This window comes from Mesorhizobium shangrilense (genome assembly GCF_040537815.1).
In the GTDB taxonomy this organism is placed as follows: domain Bacteria; phylum Pseudomonadota; class Alphaproteobacteria; order Rhizobiales; family Rhizobiaceae; genus Mesorhizobium; species Mesorhizobium shangrilense.
Map to the genome: position 1 here is coordinate 254,044 of NZ_JBEWSZ010000003.1, position 18,484 is coordinate 272,527.

20 protein-coding genes and 1 pseudogene are annotated in these 18,484 nt (G+C 62.2%); 8 read left to right on the forward strand and 13 right to left on the reverse strand.

Annotated elements, in window-relative coordinates; genetic code table 11:
* Window positions 1-7 precede the first annotated feature (7 nt).
* The 6 genes from ABVQ20_RS30340 (at window position 8) to ABVQ20_RS30365 (ending at window position 4,518) form a co-directional block, all read left to right on the forward strand.
* Window positions 8-1,078 carry a DUF7146 domain-containing protein gene (locus tag ABVQ20_RS30340; protein ID WP_354463361.1) on the forward strand — a complete coding sequence of 357 codons (1,071 nt, stop codon included), beginning with the start codon at window positions 8-10 and terminating at the stop codon, window positions 1,076-1,078.
* A 245-nt stretch (window positions 1,079-1,323) separates the two neighbouring features.
* Entirely contained in the window at window positions 1,324-2,265 is a 942-nt protein-coding gene (locus ABVQ20_RS30345) for a DUF2493 domain-containing protein (protein WP_354463362.1), read from the forward strand.
* Window positions 2,266-2,561: 296 nt separating this feature from the next.
* The gene (locus ABVQ20_RS30350) at window positions 2,562-2,699 is read left to right on the forward strand and encodes a hypothetical protein (protein ID WP_354463363.1); all 138 of its coding nucleotides are present in this window, start codon (window positions 2,562-2,564) and stop codon (window positions 2,697-2,699) included.
* Between the two features lie 150 nt (window positions 2,700-2,849).
* On the forward strand, window positions 2,850-3,095 hold the full coding sequence (locus ABVQ20_RS30355) for a hypothetical protein (protein WP_354463364.1): 246 nt from the start codon (window positions 2,850-2,852) through the stop codon (window positions 3,093-3,095).
* Between the two features lie 710 nt (window positions 3,096-3,805).
* Entirely contained in the window at window positions 3,806-4,129 is a 324-nt protein-coding gene (locus ABVQ20_RS30360) for a DUF736 domain-containing protein (RefSeq protein WP_354463365.1), read from the forward strand.
* Window positions 4,130-4,188: 59 nt separating this feature from the next.
* Window positions 4,189-4,518: a hypothetical protein gene (locus ABVQ20_RS30365; RefSeq protein WP_354463366.1), complete on the forward strand. Its 330-nt coding sequence runs from the start codon at window positions 4,189-4,191 to the stop codon at window positions 4,516-4,518.
* Window positions 4,519-4,700: 182 nt separating this feature from the next.
* Here ABVQ20_RS30365 and ABVQ20_RS30370 read toward each other — a convergent pair whose 3' ends face one another.
* The 3 genes from ABVQ20_RS30370 to ABVQ20_RS30380 form a co-directional block, all read right to left on the reverse strand.
* The gene (locus ABVQ20_RS30370; RefSeq protein WP_354463367.1) at window positions 4,701-4,976 is read right to left on the reverse strand and encodes a WGR domain-containing protein; all 276 of its coding nucleotides are present in this window, start codon (window positions 4,974-4,976) and stop codon (window positions 4,701-4,703) included.
* 214 nt (window positions 4,977-5,190) lie between these two features.
* Window positions 5,191-5,532: a hypothetical protein gene (locus ABVQ20_RS30375; RefSeq protein WP_354463368.1), complete on the reverse strand. Its 342-nt coding sequence runs from the start codon at window positions 5,530-5,532 to the stop codon at window positions 5,191-5,193.
* Complete coding sequence (locus ABVQ20_RS30380) at window positions 5,529-6,266, reverse strand: ParA family protein (protein ID WP_354463470.1); 738 nt, start codon at window positions 6,264-6,266, stop codon at window positions 5,529-5,531. Before ABVQ20_RS30380 ends, ABVQ20_RS30375 begins: the two co-directional genes overlap by 4 nt.
* Before the next feature lie 283 nt (window positions 6,267-6,549).
* On the opposite strand from ABVQ20_RS30380, the gene ABVQ20_RS30385 reads away from it, so the two are divergent.
* Complete coding sequence (locus tag ABVQ20_RS30385) at window positions 6,550-6,960, forward strand: hypothetical protein (protein WP_354463369.1); 411 nt, start codon at window positions 6,550-6,552, stop codon at window positions 6,958-6,960.
* Window positions 6,957-9,227, forward strand: a complete 2,271-nt coding sequence (locus ABVQ20_RS30390; RefSeq protein ID WP_354463370.1) for a relaxase/mobilization nuclease domain-containing protein — start codon at window positions 6,957-6,959, stop codon at window positions 9,225-9,227. Before ABVQ20_RS30385 ends, ABVQ20_RS30390 begins: the two co-directional genes overlap by 4 nt.
* Window positions 9,228-9,360: 133 nt before the next feature.
* On the opposite strand, the gene ABVQ20_RS30395 is transcribed toward ABVQ20_RS30390, so the two are convergent.
* From ABVQ20_RS30395 to ABVQ20_RS30440, 10 genes and pseudogenes are all read right to left on the reverse strand, one after another.
* Window positions 9,361-9,642, reverse strand: coding sequence for a helix-turn-helix domain-containing protein (locus ABVQ20_RS30395; protein WP_123170493.1), 282 nt, complete (start codon window positions 9,640-9,642; stop codon window positions 9,361-9,363).
* Window positions 9,639-9,961: pseudogene (locus ABVQ20_RS30400) on the reverse strand (type II toxin-antitoxin system RelE/ParE family toxin). The gene ABVQ20_RS30395 and the pseudogene ABVQ20_RS30400 overlap by 4 nt, the downstream one beginning before the upstream one ends.
* Before the next feature lie 263 nt (window positions 9,962-10,224).
* Window positions 10,225-12,558: a type IV secretory system conjugative DNA transfer family protein gene (locus ABVQ20_RS30405; RefSeq protein WP_354463371.1), complete on the reverse strand. Its 2,334-nt coding sequence runs from the start codon at window positions 12,556-12,558 to the stop codon at window positions 10,225-10,227.
* Window positions 12,536-13,582 (reverse strand): P-type DNA transfer ATPase VirB11, encoded by a 1,047-nt coding sequence (gene virB11, locus ABVQ20_RS30410; protein ID WP_354463372.1) that lies wholly within the window; start codon window positions 13,580-13,582, stop codon window positions 12,536-12,538. Before virB11 ends, ABVQ20_RS30405 begins: the two co-directional genes overlap by 23 nt.
* Entirely contained in the window at window positions 13,548-14,813 is a 1,266-nt protein-coding gene (gene virB10 / locus ABVQ20_RS30415; protein WP_354463373.1) for a type IV secretion system protein VirB10, read from the reverse strand. Before virB10 ends, virB11 begins: the two co-directional genes overlap by 35 nt.
* Before the next feature lie 76 nt (window positions 14,814-14,889).
* Window positions 14,890-15,726 carry a P-type conjugative transfer protein VirB9 gene (virB9, locus tag ABVQ20_RS30420; RefSeq protein WP_354463374.1) on the reverse strand — a complete coding sequence of 279 codons (837 nt, stop codon included), beginning with the start codon at window positions 15,724-15,726 and terminating at the stop codon, window positions 14,890-14,892.
* Window positions 15,723-16,454 carry a VirB8 family type IV secretion system protein gene (locus tag ABVQ20_RS30425; protein WP_354463375.1) on the reverse strand — a complete coding sequence of 244 codons (732 nt, stop codon included), beginning with the start codon at window positions 16,452-16,454 and terminating at the stop codon, window positions 15,723-15,725. Before ABVQ20_RS30425 ends, virB9 begins: the two co-directional genes overlap by 4 nt.
* A gap of 13 nt (window positions 16,455-16,467) precedes the next feature.
* Window positions 16,468-17,430: a TrbL/VirB6 family protein gene (locus tag ABVQ20_RS30430; RefSeq protein ID WP_354463376.1), complete on the reverse strand. Its 963-nt coding sequence runs from the start codon at window positions 17,428-17,430 to the stop codon at window positions 16,468-16,470.
* A gap of 104 nt (window positions 17,431-17,534) precedes the next feature.
* Complete coding sequence (locus ABVQ20_RS30435) at window positions 17,535-17,660, reverse strand: hypothetical protein (protein WP_354463377.1); 126 nt, start codon at window positions 17,658-17,660, stop codon at window positions 17,535-17,537.
* Window positions 17,661-17,764: 104 nt separating this feature from the next.
* The gene (locus tag ABVQ20_RS30440) at window positions 17,765-18,478 is read right to left on the reverse strand and encodes a type IV secretion system protein (RefSeq protein ID WP_354463378.1); all 714 of its coding nucleotides are present in this window, start codon (window positions 18,476-18,478) and stop codon (window positions 17,765-17,767) included.
* Window positions 18,479-18,484: the final 6 nt, after the last annotated feature.

Here is an 18,484-nt window from a genome sequence, read left to right on the forward strand (position 1 = left end):
GGCGAGCATGACAGGCTCGGCCTCCGAGCTGGCGCGCCGTCTCGGCGACGATGCCGAGGCGGTGTGCCGCGAATATCTCTCCAACGGCCATCGCTCGGGCAATCACTGGATCGTCGGCGATGTCCGCAATACGCGCGGCCGCTCCATGCATGTGCGCCTGAACGCCAACGCGAAGGGCCCGGCTGGCAAGTGGGTCGACGAACAAAGCGGGGAACATGGTGATCTGCTCGATGTCATCCGCGAAAGCTGCGGCCTTGTCGATTTCCGCGATGTCGCGGATGAAGCGCGTCGCTTCCTTACCATGCCGCGAGCACAGTGGCCGACCTCCCGCGCGCAGCCCCAGCGTGCCGTGGCACGCGGCTCTCCCGGCGCCGCGGGTCGCCTGTTTGCCATGTCGCAGCCGATCGCGGGCACGCTTGCCGAACGCTACCTTGCCCGTCGCGGCATCCTGCTCGCCGCGCGCGAGCGCGCTCTGCGCTTCCATCCCGGCTGCTACTACCGGGATCTCGTGACCGGCGAGACGCAGACGCTTCCCGCCATGATCGCCGCCGTCACCGGCCTCGACGGGCGCATCACCGGCCTGCAGCGCACTTACCTGTCCCCTGGCCTCTCCCCTGGGCTCGACCCGAGCGGCAAGGTCGGCAAGGCGCAGCTCATCGATCCCCGTCGCTCGCTCGGTCATCTTCTCGGCAACGCCATCTGGTTGGGCCTCGAACCCGGTGCCCCCATTCCGGTCATGGCCGCCGGCGAGGGCTTCGAGACGATGGCCTCGTTGCGGACGGTGATGCCGGCACTGCCGGTGGCCGCGGCCACCTCGGCCAATCACCTCGCCGGCCTGACCTTCCCGCCCGGCTGCCGTCGCCTCTACATCGCGGCCGATGCGGACGCCGCCGGCCGGCATGGCATCGAGCGTCTCAGCCAGCTCGCAGGCGAGGCCAGGATCGAAGCTCTCGTGTTGCGGCCGGAGCTCGGCGACTTCAACGACGATCTGCGCCATCTCGGCGCGGACCACCTCGCCGCATGGCTGCGAGATCAGCTCTTTCCGGAAGATGCCCGTCTGTTCCTGCCGTCCGGATGACCGGCTCGGGCCGGCAGGCGGGCAGGGGCGGCGTCACTGAAAGCCTCGCAGGCATGGAGGTGGTCCGGCGGGAGGCCGCGCCCGCGGCCTGCCTGAGAGGCGATCCCTGCCACCCCCCGGTCACGGCCGCAACGGCTGCGCCGTCCTCCGCTTTGCTCCGGCCTTCGGTGCGGCCGCGCCCAGGGCGCGGCCGGGTTTCGCTGTCAGGCCGCGATGAGCGCGGCCGCAACCGACGGAGACACGCCATGACCTACGAGCTTCCTTTCGACGACGCCTACGAGCCCTACAACGCCTCCTCGCCGACCGATCGCGTCATCCTCGAACTGCAGATGTACGGCCACCGTCCGCATCAGGACGAGCCCGATCCTCGCCCGCTGCCCGACGACGAGGTGATCCGCGCCGGCCTCGCCGGAATCGTGGAGACATTCGCCGGCATGCTCGGCGATACCAGGCTCGAACCCGACCTCGACGACCTGCTCTGGAGCTTCGCGAACGTCTTCCACCGCGCCGCCGAGCGCGTCGCTCGCAGCCTCGATCGCAATGAGGAGGCCCAGCGCTCGAGCCAGAACGAGCAGGATGGCTCCGAGGTGAAGTCCGTCGAGCTGGAACGGCTCACGGCCGAGGGCATCACCTACATCGAGCGCCGCAACGTTCTGGAAATCATGCGCGACGAGGCGGCCGACCTCTACGAGGCACAGACGGGCTCAGCATGGCGGCCGCGCACCGGTTCCAAGGTTTCCCATCAGGCGATCACCGCGGCGGTGATCGACAGCCGGGACTTCCTCGCGGCACGCCGTCGCGCCGAAACCGAGGTGCTGGTCCCGGCCGGCACCAAGATCGCCTTCGCTGGCGGTCTCGACTGCAACGAGCACGACAGGATTTGGGAGGCGCTCGACAAGGCCCGCGAGAAGCACTCGGACATGGTCCTGCTCCACGGTGGCAGCCCGCGCGGCGCCGAGCGGATCGCCGCCTGCTGGGCCGAGAATCGCAAGGTCACCCAGATCGCCTTCAAGCCGGACTGGAACCGGCACGCCAAGGCCGCTCCGTTCCGCCGCAACGACCAGCTGCTCTCGGTAATGCCTTACGGGCTGATCGTCTTCCCCGGTTCCGGCATTACCGAAAACCTCGCCGATAAGGCCCGCCGCCTCGGCATTCCGGTCTGGCGGTTCGCGGAGGGTGGCGCGTGAGCGCCCCCTTCCTTTACCACGTCGAAGAACCCGACCGTTCGCGGTCGGGTTCTTCGTGTGCACACATCCGTTCCAGCCGCCGAATTCAGCGCGGCCAGGCGACAGGTGCGCCAGATGCTCATTTATCTTCCGACCGGTCCGGGCGCGCCGGCCTGCGGCCGACCGGGCTCTACTCGCGGCGTGCCGCCGCTCCCCGAGCCGGCTTCGCCGTCTTGGCCTTCGGTGACGATCCCGCGCGCGAGGGGGAGAGCTGGGCCGGAGCGGGGCGGGGTGCATTGAGAGAAAGGAAAGCGACCATGGCGATGATATTCCTCGGCGGTTCACGCGACATCTTCGAACTGCCAGTCCCCGCGATCGAGCGTATCGGCGGAATCGTCGCGGCCGAGCACGGCGTGCTGATCGGCGACGCGCCAGGAGCCGATGCCGAGATGTAGGGCCTGCTCGCGGGCTACAATTACGAGCATGTCGGCGTCTTCCATGCCCGGGCCGAACCGCGCAACAATCTCGGTGATTGGGCCGCTTACCACGTTCCTCCGCCGGGCGGCGCACAAGGCTTTGCCGTCCACGCCGAGAAGGACCGGGAAATGGCCCGCCGCGCCCAGTTCGGGCTGATGGTCTGGGACGGCGCGTCGCCGGGCACCTGCCTCAACATATTGCGTCTCGCCGTGATCGGCAGCTCCTGCGTCGTCTACGACATGATGCGCGGCAGGGTGGCGACCGTTCAGAACACCGCGGACTGGCGCGCCATGCTGCACATTGCGGGCCCTGACGTTCTCCGCGAGGTTGAAGCCCGCATGACGGCGGAGGACCGCCTGGCACTGCCCGCCTGATCGCCGCGAGCCCGCCGGCACTGGGCGGCGCAAGCGCCCGCTTTGACCCGGCCGAAGCCGACCCCGGCGCTTGTGATGACCGCGGCGATCGTTGCTTGCTCCTTTCGAAGCCAGCCCCTCGCGAGGCCGGCCCTTGCGGCCCCCGGCAATCCTCAGGAGCATCCTGCCCGTCTGTCGCGCCAGGGGCAGGGCAGTTGCGGATCAGGCAGGGCATTCCCGGCTGCCGCGCCTGACCGGGCGAGCCCCGCCCGTGTCGGAACAGAGCGCCACCTGCCGGCTCCGATGTCGAAACCGGGCGCATGACGGAAGACGGGGCAGGGGACCTCCTCGATGGATCGTGGGGTCCGGAGGGTGATGGAGAGCAGATCCGCAGGCGGGGCAAACGCTTGACTGCGGCCGCCGCACCCGGCGTGATGGATCTGCGATGGTGGCCGGAGGCATCGCCTTCGCTCACATCCGGACCAATCCCTTGTCATGTCGCCTTTGTAGACGACCGCCTGCTTTGTGCGGTCAACCCCCGTTGGGGGTACACTCGGCGAAAATTCAGGAAAATTCGATTTCTGTTTTTTGTCCGCGGACAGGCGAAGGGCCTGCCCGCTGTTTTCGGCAAATAGAATTTTCCAGAATTTTCGCCGAGATGACCGCAGCAGGACGGCCCTCTCCTTTGGCGCCATCGGGAATGGTCCCGATGCAACCGAAGGAGAACTACCATGGCCACCACGATCGCAAACCTCACCACCAAGGCCGACGGCTCGATGGAAGGCGTCTTTGCCACGCTCCGGGTCAACGCCCCGATCACGCTCATCCCGAACACCAACAAGTCGCGCGAGGATGCACCCGACTACCGCATCGTCAACAAGCGCACGGGCTTCGAGATCGGAGCCGGCTGGAACCGCATCTCGCAGCGTTCGGGCGAGGAATACCTCTCGGTCAAGATCGAGGCCCCCGAGATCGGCGTGATCTTCGGCAACCTCGCCCCCGCCCCCGGCGGCGACGAGAGCAAGAAGGTGATCCTCTGGAACAACCCGCAGTGAGCTTCGGGGGCCGGTCTCGAAGGGCCGGCCCTTCCTTTTCAGACGATCAGGAGGTTTTAATGAGCCGCTACACCATCACCGTCACCGGCAAAGGCCGCTCCGATCCCGACGCCATCATTGGCTACGATCCGCCGCTGCGGACCCTCTTCCTTCAGGCTTTCCCTCACGAGGTGACCGACGATCCTGCGCTGTGGCTCGGCACGAGGGACCGCGAATATGAAACCGTCGACGCCCTGCGTGCAGCAGCTCTTGCCAGAGGCTTCGACTTCATGCCCCTGCCGGCCGCCCTCGCCGCGAAACTTATCGAGGACAAAGCCGCAGCGGCCGGCTGGGCGCCACGCGATGGGCGTCTCGCTGAATTTCTGAAACGACTCAACCTGTCCGACTAGACGGACGCACCATTCACAGGGCCGGAGGCGGAGCGATCCGTCCCCGGCCCTTTTTTTGTATGACGACGATCATGAACACCAATACCCGCTTGACCCAAGCGCGACAGCTCCAACCAGACCGAGGACCCGGACAGTTTCCGTTCCAAGCCTGGCTCCCGTCGCCCCAGCGGCTACCCTGTCAACTAGACGGGATCGCTTCTGCGCGTCGGGTAGGCGGATCGCGGCTGATAGCCGCGCATCCGCTTGGCGCGCAGAAGCTCGAGGAAAAGCTCGACGGCTTCGCCCTCGGTATCGAAGGAGTGCTGTACCGTGCGGCCGGTGGTTCCGATCCGGCCCCAACGGCGGACCAGGCAGGTCTGGCCGAACAGGGTCTCCTCGATCGACAGCGCATAGAAGCGCGCCATGTTCCGATCCGCGTCGCGGCGTTCGATCCAGAGGCGATAGAGCTGCGCGATCATTGCGGACAGAATCGCGCAGCCGGACGCGCGCGTCCAATGAATGGTTTGAATCAGCGGACGCAGATCGATTCACTCTCGTGATGGATAGAACCGAACGTTAGTCGTTCAGCAGCGTCTTTGATGGCCTTCCCTGGAGAGATGTAGCCAATCCTCGTTGGGCCCGAGTCATGGGCGGTCGGTCGTAACGAAAATTGACGCTGATTGGCGCGTCTGGCTACTTCGGCTGCCGAGCAAGGAATTCCGTTATCAGGCCCTGCACCACCTCCTGCATGGTTGTTCTATTGCGCGCGCAATGGACCTGCAGCTCGATCATCTGCGATACCGGAATGCGTGTATGCAGCCGGGCTGTCCCGCCGTCTGCCTTTGGCCTTTCGAGCTTCGCTTTCGCCGCTCCGGCAGACTGGGTTCTCGTCTGCTGCTCGAGGCTGTCCGTTTCGCTGATGCTGGACTCCACTATGGCAGCCATGTTGCGTGAGAACGGATCATCCGAACGGGCACGCGGTTTCAAGGCGGGCAGCGGCAGCTGGTTTGCGGTCCGATCGCTTTTCTCGTTCATTGGGGGGTGGCTCCGTTCAGTTTGCTGATGATCTCGGCGGTCAGGGCATTCGTCTGGTCGCGAGCACCCTGCACGGCCTTGTTCACAGGCTGGACTTCGTAAAGCGTCCCGGCGGTTGCGATTGAGGCGAAGGTCGGCCGCTGCGACAAAAAGGTCTCAAGCACGCTGGCATCAGCCTGCCGCAGCAACTGGATCGCTGTGCGGAAGGCCATCGTGTTGTGCTCGATCCCGGAAACCATGTTGAGCATCACCGCGTAGGGAATTTCGCGGTGGCGTCCGCCAAGCGAGCGGATGTGCCGGATCAGACCGAGGCATTGCTTGACATCGAAGACGTGCGCTTTCGTCGGGATCAGCACGAAGTCGGCGTTGGCGACGGCCGGTCCGAGGGCGGCCACGGCCGTACCCTGGACATCGACCAGCAGCAGGTCCTCGGCGTCGGATTGCGCGAGGCGATCGATAAGTTCGTCGGTCGAGCTGATCGGGATGACGTCGATGTTTGAAAGAGCGTATCCCGCGCGGCGGCTGTTTTTGCTCCATTCCACCGCGGACAGTTGCGGATCGGTGTCGAGCACCGTCACCCGATGACCCGCGGCGGCGAACTCGCCAGCGAGCAGGATGGTGGTCATGGTCTTGCCTACCCCGCCTTTGGGAGAGGCCACTGTGATTTGCACCGCTCGTTGTTCCGGCATTGTTTTTTCCCAATGTTCGCGTTCGACTTTGGCGTCAAGGCACATAGGCGATTTGGCGCCAAAGTGACTTTCTTGCATTATGCCTATGCGCCGATGCAACAAAGTGCGAAGGCGCATAAGTGCCTATGTGATAATATGAATTTGCGCATCGGTGCAATGTTCCCGGATGCATAATTGGTTCCGGACTGGCGAGTCATCGGATCAGTATAATGTTGCATGGTGAATTGACAAGATACGCAATTTGGGTCCAAATTGGCTGAGCAGGTCATCGCTTCGCTTTGACCTGGACCGTCTTCGACGGGAGGCCCATGCGCCATAGCGAGGAATTTTGGACACCAGCGCCGCCCACAAGGACACCCGAAAGCGCTCCCGGATCGATATCGGGCCGGAGACGGGCGCGCTCCTGGATGAGGCCTGCAAGGTGTTCCAGCTTGACCAAGCGGAGACGTTGCGGCGCATTATCCGGGCCAGTCTGGATGTCGGTCCCGCTCTGTCAGCTGAGAATTCACGCACTGTCGCGGCGTTGGCCTCGCAAGTCCGGATGGTCGGCCGAAACCTCAGCCAGCTTCTCCATGCCATTCATTCCGGCCACGCTGCCCCCATGGAGGCGGCGTTGCCGATATGGGAAGCACTGGATGAGAGGCTGAAAGCTGTCGACGCCGAATTGACGGCGATGACGATCGCGCATGGCCTGAAACTTCGGAAGGCGGCGCATCTGCTGGATGGTGAGAACGCGTGATCCTCGACGAGTCCTCTATACAGGCTATCGCCGATCGGATTCGCGCGAGCGCAGCTTTTGAAGACGAGAACCGCAAGCGCCGGCATCAGGCTATGTTGTCCTTTGCTGGAAATGACGATGATTGGTTGCTCAAGACGATTCGCGGCCGGAAGGGGGAGGGCGGTTTCGGGGCAAGCCAACCACCTGAGCCGGCCGTGCCGCGCTCGTCTCCCGGGGAGCTGGAGCCGCCGCGCGGTAAAGCCGGGCGACTAAACCTCGCCCTGCCAACGAAGCGGCGCAAGCTCGCCGGCGGACCTGCACCGAGGGCCGCTGCCGACAAACTGGCGGCCGGGTATCAGCCGGCCGTTCTGAAGGTGATTTCCTACGGGCATGGCGTCACAAGGGCAGCCGCCATCGGTCAATATATCCAGAAGGAGGGCGTCGCGCTCGAGACGCATGACGCGCGTATCCTGGCAACGCAGGGAGCCGTTGCCGAGGAAATGAAACAGTGGGGCAAGGGTTTCGACAAGCGGCGGGAGAGCGAGGATGTGGCGACGTTTCAGCTTTCGCTGGCAGGGCAGGAGAATGCCGAGCGCCTTTCACAGGCAGTTCAGGCAGGTTTCGCCGGCCACGGTTTCGCCTATCGTATCGACACACTGCAGGACGGATCGAGCGTCGCGCGCGTCGTCGCGACCATGGCCGGACACAGCGTCGTGAAAGGTGAGAACGGGGACGACAAGGTGAAGCATCGGTTTCACCTTTCCGATCGGCGCCAGCAGGATCGCCAGTTCTCGGCCCCCACCCGGGTCATGATTGCCTCGCGAATCTCCGAGGCGCTTGGGGTCAAGGAGGATGCCGTTTCGGTGAAGCCAATTGGGGAACCCAGCCACGGCAAAGCCGGTGTCGTGTTCCAGCTCTCGCGCCTTACCCATGACGGAGCGGCGATCGACGCCGACGGCGCCGCGATCGCGTCTGAGGAGGCGGTTCGGCAGACCGCGCAGTCCTGGGACAAGACCCTGAATTCCTACAAGCCTCGCGACACCATGCACATGATCCTGTCGGCCAAGGCGGGCGAGGACAGGCAAGCTCTGGTGAGGGCCGCACGTGGGTTCCTGCATGAGCAGTTCCCCAATCACAAATTCGCCTTCGGCATGCATGCCGATATGGCCGATGAGGGCGGCCATATTCATGTGCATGCCATCGTCGCCGTGAAGGGTGAGGACGGAGAGCGCTTGCGACCAGGCCCGGCCCAGCTTCGCGAATGGCGAGCGCTCTATGCCCAGCACGCACAAGCTCAGGGCATGAAAATCGTCGCGACTTCCGCGGCTTATCGGGCGTCATCGCAAAGCTATGGTCCGCGCGACAAGCCGATAGTGGCCACGGCCGAGAAGCCGCGGCCGGGCAGGGAGGCGCGGGACCGCGCCTACGCCCGTGCAAACCCGCACGTCATCGAGAAAGCCCGCCAGCGGATCAACTACGCAAAGGCCAACCCGATAAAGATTCCGATTTCGGCGCGCCAGCTGCAGGCCACCCAGACAGGCCTTCAGGAATGGCACTCGGTCGCCGCATCTCAGCCGGATAACACGATAGCGAGTCACTTCAATGATCGGATGACGCAAGCCGTCCGATCCGGTACTGTTGTGGTCGCTATCCGAGATGGAAAGGGTGTTCAAATGAGTTCAGATGCCACCGCGGACCAGATGCGGGAAAACCTAAAAGAGATCAACGAGACCGTTAACAAGACAGCGGCCATGATGAACGGCCAGACGAAAGCGGAGTTCTTACGGCGCGCAGCGCCCACCATGGAGCTGCTTGCGATCCGGACGGATCTCAAATCCCTGCAGGAAGGTGGCGTCACGCATGTCAGTGAAGACCAGGCCCATCGGGTTGCCGGCGCGCGCGCCGAAGCTTTGATCCATCGCGCCCAGGAGATCGAGGCCGCTGAGCGGCTTGAGGCCGATCGCGCTCGCGAGATCCGCAACCGCGCCATCGAGCAGGAGATCCGCGACGAACGAGCTGGATCGGCTGATCCGACCTCGCTTGAGCAGGTCGCACAAGACCGCGAAATGGTGCGCAACGCCGAAAGCATCGCTGCGAAGGAAGCCCGCGAGGCACAAGCCGCAAGCGAAGCCGTGCGTTCATTGGCGCAGAATCCTAACGAGCGGCTTGATCCCGAGATCGTCAAAGGCGAACGGCTCCAAGAACTGCAGCGCCTGCAGTCGAGGAGCATCAACACCGCTCCGGTCGAAGGCGAAGAGCCGGATTCACAGAAGCCGCAAAAGCAGTAGTTGCCTCGTCATGCAGCACTGCGTGGGCTCGTTGTTCCCTAAGCCGGGCTCTGGCTGGGCTCCGTTCGGCACTCGCTCGCGTCAAAACGCAAAATGTGCTCCGAGGAAAGACGAGGGATTTGACACTTCGTGATTATGCAGCCTCTTTTACCCGGATTTCTATATCCAGGTGTGCGGAGGCCGCGATGTTGACAAGTGCGTCAAGCGAGAATTTGGCGAGCTTACCGCGCAGCAGATCATTGGTGCGAGGCCGCGTCAGGCCGAGCCGCTTGGCGGCTTCCTCCTGAGGAATGTCCCAACGCTGGACTGCCTTACGGATTTCGTAGAGCAGCGCCGAGCGCGCTTTAAGGTTTGCTGCCTCCTGTTCGGTGTCCGCCAGGGCATCCCAAACGTTCTCATAGATTTCTACGTTCATCGTTCTGCCTTCCATCGTTTTAGCCGTTGAGCCGCTAGATCGAGGTCTTTCCTGGATGTGGCCTGTGTCTTCTTCTGGAACGCATGAAGCACCAAAACACGGTCCTCTAGTGTTGCCAGATAGATGACGCGAAACGCTCCCGATGCCTCCCGAACCCTGATTTCCCTGACGCCGGCCCCTACGATCTGCATAGGTTTCCAGTCGTCGGCATCGTCGCCGCGCTGGACAAGTTCGAGCTGCCAGCCGGCCTCTATCGCGCATCGTCAGGAAACGCTCGAACATCCGCTCTGCTGCTTCCAAGCCATTCAATCACCTTCATCGCGCGCAATGTATCGGTATTGATACAGGTTGGCTAGAGTGAAAATCAATCGCATTTTACGGACCAGCAATCAGCTCACGTCCCCACCAAGAACCGGATTTGCCGATCCTGCCTGATCCTCGCCAGCGGGCTCACACATACCACCGAGGACTCAAGGAAACCGTTCGATGCGCCCGTAATATCGGATAGGGAACCCTTCGTTTTGTTCTCACACTCGACATCGGCACCGAACGTACGAATCGATCTTAGTATTCAACTGAATTTCACGTTCGGCGATCGCCGTGACGTCTAATTTGATCCTGCAACGCCTCAATAGCGGCTGACGGCACCCCGTCGACATCTTCGCTATCCACTGACGGCGACAGTGAACGAGCGTCGGCCTCCACCTCCTGATCGAGCGATGCGAGCAACGCGGTGATAGACATGGGCTTGTTTCCCGGCCGGACTTGGAATTGCAAGACACCGGCGTTGCCCACAGACGCACTCGGGTCGGACGTGTTTGATGCCGCCGGCGCCGATCGCCGGCCAAGGGTGGGAAGCGGCCGCGGCGCATCATCGGCCGTCTGATCGGTCCGCTTCGATTTCAACTCCGTAGCATGAGCGGTGTCCTCACTCTTTGCTTCAGCCTCACCACCCGCTCGACGGCCTGGGCTTGGCAGCGCCCGCGGTGCGTCCGAGCTGTCGCTATTCACTTTCGGCTTTGACTCGACAGGATCAACCCCTTTAGCCGCCGCACCAGTCGCCGGCGGCACCGCATCGGCATTGGCTGTATCGCCCGAAACCGGCGCTTCGACGGTATCGGGTTCCCGCAACTCGAAAGGCGCCGCTGGCGCGGTGTTAGCCGCCGCTTCGACGTCCGCCATGGAGCGCAGCGGAAGATCCTGCCATTGGGAGAGAGGCGGAACCTTTAAGCGCCGGTGCCGAAATTGCTGATATGTCGCCTTATATGGCGCGTCCTGATAATAGGTCACCTTGCGCACCATGAAACCAGGTGCGCTCGGGACCAGAACCACGGCCTGCTTCGCTGGCATCTGTCGAAGCTCTGCCGCCGTCCGCAGCGGCCTTTCCTGATAACTCAAACTCTTGTCTCGGGCGCCCAATATACCTTGACCGGCTCTGATAATCGGTGTGGTCACCTCGATCGTGGTCGGTCCCAGCATTACAGAGACATATTCCGACGTCTCCACGTCGTTTATGCGGATGAAAAGCTTCACCTGGCACGCGGACACCGTGGTCTGCCGCGTCGCTTTTCCATAGACCTCGTCGAGCTGGGCGAGGTCCTGCAGGACAAGGACCATGCGAAAGCCATACCCCGCGTTGATCGCCAGCTTGGACACGATAGACTCCATTTTGCCGAGCTGGCGAAACTCGTCGATCATCACCAGGACCTGATAGGGCTCATCCGGGCCAGGCAAGGAAGCCATCAGCACATCATGGATTTGCTGAACCAAGATTTTGATGATGGGCCGGAACACGTCGAGCTGCGCCACCGAGCAGCCGATGAAGAGAGCCGTCGGGTCCTTGCGAAGCTTCGAGATATCGAAATCCGTCGACGCCGTAGCGGCCGCAACGAGGTCATTGGTCCAGGGATTGAGAGCCGCCGTCAGGTTGAAGTAGGCCGAGTTTCGCGTTTCCTTTTCCAGCGCAATGAACTGGTTGAGCCCCTGCACGACCCACGAAGGCAGATATTTTTCCTCGTCATTGCGGATATTCGTCAGCACCCTCAGAAAGTCTACGCCGGTCGAAAGAAGCATCGCGACGGCGCGCAAATGACGCTGCCCCTCATTGCGTGGTGACGTCAGCACATAGCCGATCATGGCCGAAAGCAGCTGCCGGCCGGCGCGCGCCCAGATCTCGGAACTTCCTGTCGCCTCCGGGATGATGAAGGAGGAGACCACCGCGCAGTCCGTCGGCATGCGGGCATCGCGCCGGATGAAATCCAGCGGATTATAGCGATGCGAATCCCGCTCGCCGGGAGAAAAGAAAAAGACCTTGTCGCCGAGAGCCTGCCGGTGTGCACCGAACGCCTCGAAGTTCTCCCGCTTCGGATCGAACCACACCGAGGATCCTCGCCACATATAACCGTTCGGAATCACAAAGCTGACGCCCTTGCCGGATCGGGTCGGCCCGACCACCAGGACGTGCGCGGGATCATCCGAGCGGATCGTCGCCCCACCCATCTTGCCGAGGATCAAGCCTTGCTTTGCCAGCAGGTTTTTCTTTTCGGCGTCCATGATCGTGCCGAACCGCGCATCGCCGTAGTGCTTTGGCTTGCGGTTGATCAGGCTTGCAAAGATCAGGCCGACGCCGATTGCCACGACAACCGCGGCCGCGATCGCGCCGCGGATGATCGTCTCGCCCTGCGTGGGATGATAGGCCAGGCGCTGGCTGAAATGCTGCCAGGCAACGAACAGGCCGCTTAGGCTGCGTTGCGCGTTCTGGTACTTTAGAAGCCCCCAGCGTGAGGCGCCTTCAGAGGGGAGGGCGGGATTCCACCGCCATGTCGCCACCAACTCGTAGGCCAGGCTCCAAAGGGCGAAGAAGGCGAGGAGGGCGATGAGACCGAGGAAAAGCCTATAAGCGAATACGCGAGACATTCTGGGGAACCTTTCTGGCGGCTCTCCATTCGGTCATACGGTTGAACCAGATCGCCGAAGTACCGCGCCAGCCGCCCCGGCGCGTCTGTTGGATCACAATGGGCAGGACAGACCGCACGTAATCGATGATCTCTGCCTTGCTCAGCCCGAGCCCAGCCTGCATGACCATCAAGGCTAGCTGCTCGAACGCACCGGTCGGGCTGTCCGCATGGATCGTCGTGATCGATCCCGGATGGCCCGTGTTGACGGCGCGCAAGAACGAATAGGCTTCCGCTCCCCGGATCTCGCCCAGGAAGATTCGATCGGGCCGCAACCGCATGGCCGCCTGCAGCAGCGTTTCAACGGTCACGCGCGCCAGGCCCTGGTCGCCCTTTGACGCGACGAGGGGCAGATAGTTGGGCTGGTGTGGTTTGACCTCTCGCGTATCCTCAATGGTGAGGATCCGCTCATCCGAAGGCACCTCGTGCAAAATCGCGTTCAGAAAGGTCGTTTTGCCCGACGATGTGCCTCCTGAAAGCAACATCGAATACCGTTCCCGCACGGCCAAGCCGATGAAATCCTCAATCTTGCCGGCGTCGAGATATTCGCAAAGGGCGCTGTCGGTCTCGCTCAATTCGCCGGGATCCTGGACGGAGATCGTATCGAACGCCCCCCGTTTCCGGTAATCCTCAAGGCGCATATCCTTCACGACCTGCTTGCGGATCGCGAAGGCGCCCCCTGTCGGGGTTGCCGGCGCAAGCACGCCCTGAAAACGTTCGCCGTCGGGGAGGGCGGCCGAAAGCAATGGATTTTCCTCGCTGACCGATTGCGACGATGACGCCGCTATACGTTCCATGAGGTATGTGATCGCGGCGCGGTCCAGCTCGGGCACGTCGAAGGGCTCCATATGGGTGGAGCCGACGATTTCGACCCACACCCGTCCAGGGCCGTTCGCACAGATTTCGACCACGCGCTCGTCATCGAGCCAGCGCCGCACTGGCTCCAGCGCCCTATTTAGAAAGACGGTTCTTTGCTGCCCGCTCACGTCGTATCTCCGTCAACGCCTCGCGTACCGGGTCCGGATAGAACTCGGAAAAATCGAGGTCGCGGCGCACGAACACCATGATCCGCGACCCCTGATCGACATGGATCGTGGGCGCGATATTGATCGAATTGCGAAGCGCCTCTTCAGCAATGCGGTTGAGGCTTTGTGAGACCTGTTGCGCGCCGATCTGGCGCGCGTTCTGCATGTACTGGTTGGGTTGCGTCTGGATTGTCACCGTCTGTCCGGTCTGCGGATCAGTATCGGTCTGATTGGTGTTCGACCCGTTCTGGTCGTTGCCAAGGTTGGCGATGAGCTGCGTCGCGCCACCCACGACACTTAAAAGGATCGCCGAGCCGAACCGCTCGAAATAATGGTTGTCGACCTCGCCCGGCATGCCGCTGCGACCGAGCTCGTCGGTGCCGGTCGAACCGAGCTGCACCGACATGCCGTCCGATCGAAGCAGGCGTGTCCACACAATGAACACCCGCGTTTGGCCGGTTGCGAGGCCACTGCGATATTCACCGATAAGGCGGGAGCCACCGGGGATCAAAACCCTGCGACCGTCGAACGACCACACATCCTCCGACACGACGGCCCGAACCATACCGGCAAGATCGCTCTGGATCGCGGTCTCGATTACGCCCTTGATCATCGTCCCTTGGGCGACCAGAGCGTCCGTGCGCGGGTTCATCGTGGCCTTCGATGTATCCGCTCCGCTCTGGCTCGCCCGTGCCAAAAAACGCCGGTTGGGATCCTCCTCGCCCTCGCTTGTGTTCCCGGCCGCCGTTGCATTCGTTCCATTGCCGCCCAGTGCTGATGCACTGCCAGGCGCATCGCCGCTATCGACGACGAGTTGCTTGGCGCGCAGGCGCTCCCATTTGCGCCGCTCCTCTTCTTCCTGCCTTCGTCGTTCTTCCTCAGCCAGACGCCTTGCTTCGGAATCGTCCTGGACCTGCGGTGGAGCTGCAGGCGGTTGCAATGCTGGCGGAGGCGGAGGGGGAGCCTCAATCGTTGACGGCGGCTGCGCCGGCGCGGCCGGCGGCTCCTCGGGAGCCGTCGGAATTTTCAGGGTCCCGTTATCAAGCTGGGGACGCGGCGTATCGAGCCCAGGTGCGGGAAACTGTGTGGTGTGAAACTCCTCGCCATCCGACGCCGTCAACAGCGGCTTGTCTGGCGCACGCGTCGCCGCATAGATCATCCAGCCGGCGAAGACCACCGCGCCCAGCGGCACCGCGATCTTGAAGAATGTGCTCGCCCCGAATTTTGGCGCGGCGACCGCCGTGCCTTCCTCAGCGAGCATTCTGTACTCATTGGGAGATGGCATCGGGTCCCCTCACTTTCGGAACAGTCCCACCGCCGACACGCTGTGGCTCGTAAGGTTCAAGCCCGGTCGGTTCGTTCACATTGTTCAGTCTCAGATTGAAGACGCAGGTTGCTTCGTCGCCGTTGCGCAGGGTCCACTGATAATTGACCTTGTCGACGACGATGTACGCGCCCTCGCGGCGATAATTCACAAGGGTCTCATTGCGCTCGCTATCGACGACATAGATCGCCGGCACTTCCCTTGCCGGATCGAAGCGGAACCAGGTCTTCACGCCGTCGTCGTAGATCACGAGCGGCTTATTTGCCGACGACCCCTTATAGGCATAGGACGAGTTGGCGTTTTCGGCCTTGAAGCCTTGCCGGTTCGGTTGTGCTGCCCTGGCCCGGGCTTCGTCCATCAGCGCCGCGTCCGAAGCCTCTTCGGGATAGCGGAACTTGATCGCATAGACTTGTAGCGCAACCGGCCGAAACTCGCCTTTCAGGAAGAACACATAGCTGCGCTTGTTCGTCAGGACGTTGAGATTCCCTCCCGCATTCTTCTCGATCGGCTTCACAAAGAGCACGTTGCCCTTCTTGTTGGGCTCGATGCTCCAGGCCGGGACGTCGCCAGCGCCGAGGGTTTCGATTTTCTCGTCATCACCGAATTCGATCATGGTCGAGGCGCCATAGCTGGCCGGCACCGACACCACATCGTCCTTCTGATACCAGACGAAGCGAATGCGGCTGTCACGAGATCCCGCCCGAGGGGTCTGTTCGGCAAGGGCAGGCTGGACCGCGCAAACGGCGAGCCCGATTGCCGTCAGGATGCCAGCGACCTTCATTGCGGGCTCTCCGGGGTGGGTGCCGGCGCCGTCTCCTGATCGCGCCGATATTCGAGCACCTGGAAACCGAGCGGATTTTGAAAGCGGATCTCGTTTTTGGCTGGCGCGCCGGTGTAGCGGAACCGGATCAATGACACCCAATGCCGCTGCACCGTATTAGCCTGGCTCTTTTCCTCCGTCATGAACCGGACCAGGGCGGTCCTTTGGTTGGGAAATGTCACGGACTTCACGGTCACAGCCACGACGGTGTTTCGCCCGTAGAGCACGACGGGGTTCGTCACCTTGTTCGCCGGGCTGAAAAGCTCGACGAGCTCCCTCGAGGCATCGCCGGTGCTCAGCAATTGCGCGAGATCGAAGTTGTCCTTCAGCGCCTTCGGATCGTAGGTCTCGCGAGCCTTCACATAACGGACGATATCGAACATCCCCATCGACTCGTCCTGCTGCAAAGGACCGTCAGCCAGCGGCCGCTTCACCTCGACAAACCCCGTGGATTTGTCGACCACCACCATGTAGGGCTCATAAGTCTTGAGCGGCAGCGCAAGGATCAGCGCTCCCACGGCTGCCACGGCAATGACCGAGGCGACAGTTGCCACACACCACGCCAGAGATCGCGACCAGCGATTGCGCCGCGCGATATCTTTTTCCCAGATTGCCGCATCCACGTAGTACGGCAATGGAGACTCGATTTCCTTCGCCGGTCTCCCAGCGCTTTCCTTCACATCGCTCATTGGTGCCCCAAACCTATGCGGGATCCGTCAGCTTTCGAGAAAGCCGCGCATATTCCGCTGAATTCTCGTACTTTCTCTGTGCGAGGCTCACGCGCGCCCGCTCGCGACCCGCCAAGCGTTCCTGCCTCGTGCTCCAGCCCAAGCGTCCCATCAGCGTCCGCTGACCGGCTTGGCCCATTGTTCCGAAAGCGCCGCCGTAGAACCGCCCAAACGAGGGCGTTCCAATACCAATTCCGCCTGCGAGCGAGGCGGCAACGTTCGTGATTTGCGACAGCAGCAGCACGCCGACGAGGCAGATCAGGATCAACGGCGCGGCTTCAGTCAAAGTCGTTGTCGCAGCACCGTTCGACCGGTTGACCGCGTCGAAATAGGTCTGGGTGATCGAGATGAAGAAGGCGCAGAAGGCGTAGACCAGAATCTGCACACACATGTACTGAACGATCGCGGCTATCCAGCCAGCGAAGAACCGGGTCGTGTAGCCGAACAGCATGAGAATGATGAACACGGGCGCGAGCGCCAGCAAAAGCCAAAGAAAGATCTTGGACAGGATGATGAGGAAGATCGCATAACCGATGAGCAGCGCGCCGACGACAAGGATGATCGCCGCCAGCACGTAGCCGCCGAAGTTCAACACCCCAAGGCTCTTGATAAAGGCAGACGTGGAATTGGCGAGCGAATCCCAGATGTTTTGCAGGGCCGTCTGCACGGAGTTGACGGAGTTCAGCCCGGCTGATGTCCCGGTCACATTGGCCGAAACGCTCGTGAGAAGGCTGTTCCCGATCGCGGCAGGTGTCTCATTCGCGAACGAATAGGCATATGTTTGAAAGTCCCCCCAGCTCGTCGCCAGAGCGTAGATGACGAAGGCGCGGAACAGGCGCCAGACCATCTCTTTTCCCGATCCGGTCGAGGTTCCCTGCCAGATGCTGATGGCCCAGAATATCACGTACAGCGTCAGCATCAGGCCGGCGACACCCACCTGTCCCCCGCCGGTCAGGGCCGACGCGAGGTTCTGGTAGGCTTGCGATACATAGTTGTTGCCGAACTTGTCGACCTGTTGCAGAAGCGTCGTGATATTGAAGTTCATTTTTTCGCCATCCCATCTGGAAACAGAGATGGATCGCTATTGAGTGCCTTCATCGGGCCACACTCGAATGGCTTCGCCGCTTCTGTTTTTGGGTCGAGCGCCGCGAACGCCAGTGGCTGCATCGGTCCCTCCTCACGAGAGCACGGAGCCTTGAGTGGCTTGTGGCTGCATCCCGAGGTCGCGACAGCGCCAATAATGGCGGCCGCTGATAGAAGAAAGCGCACCGTCATTGGCCCGACTTGTATTCGAGCCCCCGCGAGGCCTGCGTGATCAGGTTCATACGATCGATGTTTTCCTGATTGGCTGCAGCCGTAGCGGTGTTCACCGCGCCGATCAGCTCGTTCACGGTCAGACCGGTTTGCACCATGATCTGGCTGTTCTGATCGATCGAGCCCTTGATGTCCTGTGCGGTGCCGATCCGCTGAGCGCCCGACTGAAAAGCGCTGGAACGGGTCTTCACCCCGTTTTGCGAGGAGTCCACCAGCCCGGTGACCGTGGCCGCGACGTTCACCAGGGCGCTGTAGTTCTTATCCATCTGCGTCGTCTGGCCATTGATCAGACCCGAAATGGTTTTCACCAGCTGCAAGCCGTTGATCATGTTCGAAACGATGCCCTGCGATCCATTGCCGAGGCTTGCGAACGACAACGAGCCGCCCGAGATCACGCTACCAAGCGAAGGCGCGCTCCCCATTGAGAAGCCGCCATTGCCCAAGGCCATCTGCGCGAGCTGGCCCGCCTGGCTCGACCGGTCGCCCGTGACGGCCTGGAGCGTCTTTTGCGTATAGTTCATGATGTTGCGGTCGGTGCTGAGGATCTCGCTCGTGGCCGATGCAATCTGCCGAGCCTGTTCCAGATTAGCCTCGTCGATCGTAGGCACCTGCGCAAAGGCGATGCCGCCAAGGCCAAGCAAGAGTGCCGCTGTTAACGGAATTCCACGCATAGCGCT